At 63.5% G+C, this 5,004-nt stretch carries 6 protein-coding genes and 1 pseudogene; 5 read left to right on the forward strand and 2 right to left on the reverse strand.

The window, feature by feature from the left end; all coding sequences use genetic code 11:
* A partial coding sequence (locus RMO81_RS12270; RefSeq protein ID WP_310476177.1) for a S1/P1 nuclease occupies window positions 1-287 on the reverse strand: 287 nt, incomplete at its 3' end.
* Between the two features lie 166 nt (window positions 288-453).
* Between RMO81_RS12270 and RMO81_RS12275 the strand changes: the two genes are divergently transcribed.
* The 4 genes and pseudogenes from RMO81_RS12275 (at window position 454) to aroC (ending at window position 4,164) form a co-directional block, all read left to right on the forward strand.
* Entirely contained in the window at window positions 454-1,377 is a 924-nt protein-coding gene (locus tag RMO81_RS12275) for a DnaJ C-terminal domain-containing protein (RefSeq protein ID WP_310476181.1), read from the forward strand.
* 7 nt (window positions 1,378-1,384) lie between these two features.
* Entirely contained in the window at window positions 1,385-2,248 is an 864-nt protein-coding gene (locus RMO81_RS12280; RefSeq protein ID WP_310476178.1) for a YhjD/YihY/BrkB family envelope integrity protein, read from the forward strand.
* A gap of 31 nt (window positions 2,249-2,279) precedes the next feature.
* On the forward strand, window positions 2,280-3,074 hold the full coding sequence (fabI, locus tag RMO81_RS12285) for an enoyl-ACP reductase FabI (RefSeq protein ID WP_310476182.1): 795 nt from the start codon (window positions 2,280-2,282) through the stop codon (window positions 3,072-3,074).
* A pseudogene (gene aroC, locus RMO81_RS12290) lies at window positions 3,071-4,164 on the forward strand (chorismate synthase). The gene fabI and the pseudogene aroC overlap by 4 nt, the downstream one beginning before the upstream one ends.
* A gap of 155 nt (window positions 4,165-4,319) precedes the next feature.
* Here the strand turns inward: aroC and RMO81_RS12295 are convergent.
* Window positions 4,320-4,655 (reverse strand): GFA family protein, encoded by a 336-nt coding sequence (locus RMO81_RS12295; RefSeq protein WP_310476179.1) that lies wholly within the window; start codon window positions 4,653-4,655, stop codon window positions 4,320-4,322.
* A gap of 104 nt (window positions 4,656-4,759) precedes the next feature.
* Here RMO81_RS12295 and RMO81_RS12300 point away from each other — a divergent pair.
* Window positions 4,760-5,004 (forward strand): hypothetical protein (locus tag RMO81_RS12300; RefSeq protein WP_310476180.1); only part of this gene is annotated, 245 nt, incomplete at its 3' end.

The raw sequence follows: 5,004 nt of genomic DNA on the forward strand, positions 1-5,004 counted from the left end.
CCGCATTTGGCAGCCACGTCAAACGGCTCGCACACGCTGATGTTCTGATAATGCCAGGGCGCGGAAAAGGCGAAACGGTCGCGATATTGGCCGCGCACGCAATCGGGCCACACGCTGGCGTCTTCGGTGCTGGTAATGCGGCACTCTGGCGTCTGCAGGCCGGGTTCAGCCCGTAGCAGCCTTCGCACTTCGGCGCGGGCGGCCGGGGTGAACTGGTTCCAGGCGATGCTGCCGGTCATACGGTGGGCATATTCGCCCCAGGCCAGCGCCGGCTGGGCCCAGAACATGCTTGGCAGAAGCGCGAAGGGAACCAGAAGGCGAATCAGGCGGAGCATCATCCTGCCGTCAATGACGCAGGGTTGTGGTGCTGGCCAGCCCGGCATGCTGTCGCTATGGTCTTGCAAAGCGCCACTTGGTTGCACATTTGCAACGGGTTCAAACCACGGAATGACCATGCGAGATCCCTACAGCGTTCTGGGCGTGCCGCGTACGGCCACGGAAACCGATATCAAAAAGGCGTTCCGCAAGCTCGCCAAGGACAATCACCCCGATCGCAACGCCGATGATGCCAAGGCGCTGGAACGCTTCAAGGAAGCCAATCTGGCCTATGAGCTCCTGTCCGACACGGCCAAGCGCGGCCAGTTCGATCGGGGCGAAATTGGCCCTGATGGCCAGCCCGCCAATCCCTTTGCTGGCGGTGGCGGTTTCAACCCGCGCGATTTCGGCAGCAGTGGCCGTGCTGGCGGCGGTGGTGCCGATTTTGCCGGCGCCGCTGATGATCTGTTTGCCGAAATTTTCGGCGGCCGCAGCCCGTTTGGCGGCAGCAGTGGTGGAGGCCGCGGGTTTCGCACCCAGGTGCGCGGGCCCGACGTTGCCTATCGCCTGACCGTGCCGTTCACCGATGCCGTGCAATTGAACCCGCAGCGCGTCACCTTGCGATCAGGCCAGGCCATCGAGATCAAGCTGCCGGCGGGCCTTGAATCGGGCAAGCAGATGCGGCTGGCCGGCAAGGGTGAGCCCGGCCCTGGCGGCAATGGTGATGCCATCGTCACCATCGAAATCGCGCCGCACCGCGCGCTCACCCGTGAAGGCGATGATGTGCGCCTGACATTGCCGATCAAGCTGGACGAAGCCGTTCTGGGTGCCAAGATCCGCATGCCCACCGCCGAAGGCATGGTCTCGCTTTCCATCCCGCCGGGCACCACGTCGGGCCGGATGTTCCGGCTGAAGGGCAGGGGTTTCCGCAAGCTGGATGGCACGCGCGGCGATCAGGTGGTGACGGTGCAGATCGATATTCCAGCAGATGATGAAGCGCTGAAGGCTTTTGCCGAAAACTTCCTCGATCCGCGCAATATCCGCGCCACGCTGGATGGTTAAAGGCGGGATGGCTGAAGCCGCTGTCACGCGCCGATTGCCGCTGCGCCGCATCCTGTTCGATACGGCCAATGGCACGTTCACGCATGGCTTCACCCATGCCGGCAATCTGGCCTATCTCAGCCTGGTCACGCTGTTCCCGTTCGTCATCCTGCTTGCTGCCATTGCGGGCCAGCTGGGCCGCACCCACGACGGGTTGGCGGCGGTGCGCAGCTTCCTCGACGCGCTGCCGCAGGGGGTGGAGGACATCATTGCGCCGGCCGTCAACGACATACTGGCCGCGCCGGCCAGCAGCGGCGTCGTCACCTTCGGCTTGATCGTGGCACTGTGGACAACGTCGGGGGTGCTGGTAACCCTGCGCACCATCGTGCAACAAGCCTATGACACACCATCGGAAATGCCGTTCTGGCGCTGGCGGCTGATCGGCCTTGCCGAAGTATTGGGGCTGGTGCTGATCCTGCTTGTCGCCTTTGCCGCCCAGGTGGTGGTGACGGGCGCGGAAACCTTCGTCTATCGCCTGATGCCGAAGGCCGCCGAGATTTTCCCGGCGCTGGGCGTGCAGCGGCTGTTGCCGGCCGGGTTGCTGTTTCTGGCCTTGTGGGCGCTGTTTTCGCAGCTGTGCCCGCGCATTTTCCGCGTTGCGCCCACATGGCCGGGCGCGCTGGTCACCGCGGCGGCGTGGACAACGACCACGCTGGCGCTGCCGCGGGCGCTCACCCTGTTCGGCAATTATGCGCTCACTTATGGTAGCCTTGCCGGGGTCATCATCGCGCTGCTGTATTTCTACATTATCGGCCTTGGCCTGGTGCTGGGCGCCCAGTTCAATGCCGCCGTTGGCCGTGCCCGGCTGGAAATTGCCGCAAATGCCCGTTAAGCCGCTGGGCAAGGAGAAATACATGGGAATCATGGCTGGAAAACGCGGCCTCATCATGGGCCTGGCCAACGACAAGAGCCTGGCTTGGGGCATTGCCAAGTCATTGGCCGAACACGGCGCAGAACTGGCCTTTTCCTATCAGGGCCCGATGATGGAAAAACGGGTGCGCCCGCTGGCCGAAACGCTGGGCGTTGCCCGCCTGTTCGAATGCGATGTGTCATCGGCCGAAAGCATCGATGCCTGCTTTGCCGCATTGGCCGTCGAATGGCCGACCATTGATTTCATCGTTCACGCCATCGGTTTTTCCGACAAGAACGAGCTGCGCGGCCGCTATGTCGATACGTCGCTGGACAATTTCTTGGCTACCATGAACGTCTCGGTCTACAGCTTCACGGCGGTGGCGCAGCGTGCCGCCACGATGATGCCGAACGGCGGCGCCATGCTGACCTTGTCGTATTACGGCGCCGAAAAGGTCATCCCGCATTACAACGTGATGGGCGTGGCCAAGGCGGCGCTGGAATGCAGCGTGAAATATCTCGCCATGGATCTTGGGCCGCAGAATGTGCGCGTCAACGCCATTTCCGCCGGCCCGATCAAGACGCTGGCCGCCAGCGGCATCGGCGATTTCCGTTACATCTTGAAATGGAACGAGCTGAACGCACCGCTGCGCCGCAATGTCACCATCGAGGATGTTGGCGGCGCCGGCCTCTATCTGCTTTCCGATCTGGCCAGCGGCGTGACCGGCGAAACCCATCATGTCGATGCCGGCTACAACGTGATTGGCATGAAAGCCGAGGACGCACCCGATATCGGGCTTGAAAAATGAGCCTCAACAGCTTCGGCCACCTGCTGCGCTTTACCACCTGGGGTGAAAGCCACGGGCCGGCGATTGGCGCGGTGGTGGATGGCTGCCCTCCCGGCCTTGCGCTGTCCGAAGCCGATATCCAGCCCTTCCTCGACAAGCGCCGGCCCGGCCAGAACAAGTTCACCACCCAGCGGCAGGAGCCGGATGCAGTCCGCATCCTGTCGGGCGTGTACGAAGGCGTCACCACCGGCACGCCGATCAGCCTGATGATCGAGAATGTTGATCAGCGTTCGAAGGATTATAGCGACGTCGCCGCCAAATACCGGCCCGGCCACGCCGATTATGCCTATGACGCCAAATATGGCCTGCGTGATCCGCGCGGCGGTGGGCGCTCCTCGGCGCGCGAAACTGCATCGCGCGTGGCGGCCGGTGCGGTGGCGAGGCTGATCATACCGGGCGTGAACATCACCGCCTATCTCGTTGAAATCGGCGGCGTCGCCATTGATCGCAGCCGTTTTGATCTGGCCGAGATCGACCGCAATCCGTTCTGGTGCCCCGATGCGGAGACGGCAGCCATCTGGGCTGAAAACCTTGATGCAGCCCGCAAGTCAGGCTCCTCGCTCGGCGCCATCGTCGAATGCGTCGCCACTGGCGTGCCCGCTGGCTGGGGCAGCCCGCTCTATCACAAGCTCGACGCGCAGCTTGCCAGCGCCGCGATGAGCATCAACGCCGTGAAAGCCGTGGAAATCGGCGACGGTTTCGCCGCCGACGCCTGCGCGGGGAAGAAAATGCCGACCGGATGCGGCCCGGAGACGATGGTCCGCAGTTCCTGTCCAACCATGCCGGCGGCATTGCCGGTGGCATCTCCACGGGCCAGTCCATCGTGGTGCGCATGGCGCTCAAACCCACCAGTTCGATCCTGACGCCGGCCGAAACCATCACGAAAGACGGCCAGGCCGCCGAAATCGTTACCAAGGGCCGCCATGATCCATGTGTGGGCATCCGCGCCGCGCCGGTGCTGGAAGCGATGGTAGCGCTGGTGCTGGCCGATGCGATGCTGCTGCACCGGGGCCAAATCGGGGGCCAAATCGGGGGCCAGCCGGGCCGCTGAACCAAGAGGGGAGGCGGCGCGCCTGGCTCCCCCTGGAAGACCAGTCCCGAAACACTGGGTGCGCGCCGCCGTGCCTTGGTAAAGACACATCAGCTACCCGGCCGAAAGGTGCTGCTGACCTGTCCAGCTACGCAGCAGCAGCGGGCGCGGTTTCGTCAGCCAAGATCGGCGCGCGCCTTTTCCCAGTGCCGGCCATCATAGGCGCGGATCAGCGGCTGCACATCGTCCACCCCGTCCAGCGCCCGCCAGTTCACGCTGAACCCATCGGGGTGCGAGCGCGGGACATAGAAACTCTTGATGCCGCATGTGCTGCAAAACAGATGCTGCGCCGTGCCGCTGCCCCAGCGATAATCGCTGAGCGCATCGGCGCCGCGTTCCAGCGTGAAATCCGGCTTGTCGACGATCAGGTGCAAAAATCCGGTCTTGGCGCAGATCGAACAATTGCAGTCGAGCAGTTCTGGCGGATCGGCAAAGCGCACCGTGAAATGCACCTTGCCACAATGGCAGCCCCCGCTTGCTTCCCGTATCGTCATGCCTCTCACATCACGACAAAGGCAGGTGGGAATCAAGCTGCGATGCGCTTAGCCTGCCGGGCATGACCAATCTGCCCCTGCTGCCCGAAACCGGCCTGTCTGACTCTGAGATTGCCGAACGAGTCGAAAATGTGCTGGCCACCGCGACCCTGGCGGAAAAAATCGTCATGATGTCGGGGCAGGGATTCTTCAAGCAATACAAGGCCGATGGCAAGGTTTGGGGCGCATCGCCCTATCGCGCTGGCGGCGGCATCGATCGGCTGGGCGTGCCGGCCTTCTGGTTCAGTGATGGCCCGCGCGGCGTGGC

This window comes from Sandarakinorhabdus sp., from assembly GCF_031422795.1.
Taxonomy (GTDB): Bacteria; Pseudomonadota; Alphaproteobacteria; order Sphingomonadales; family Sphingomonadaceae; genus Sandarakinorhabdus.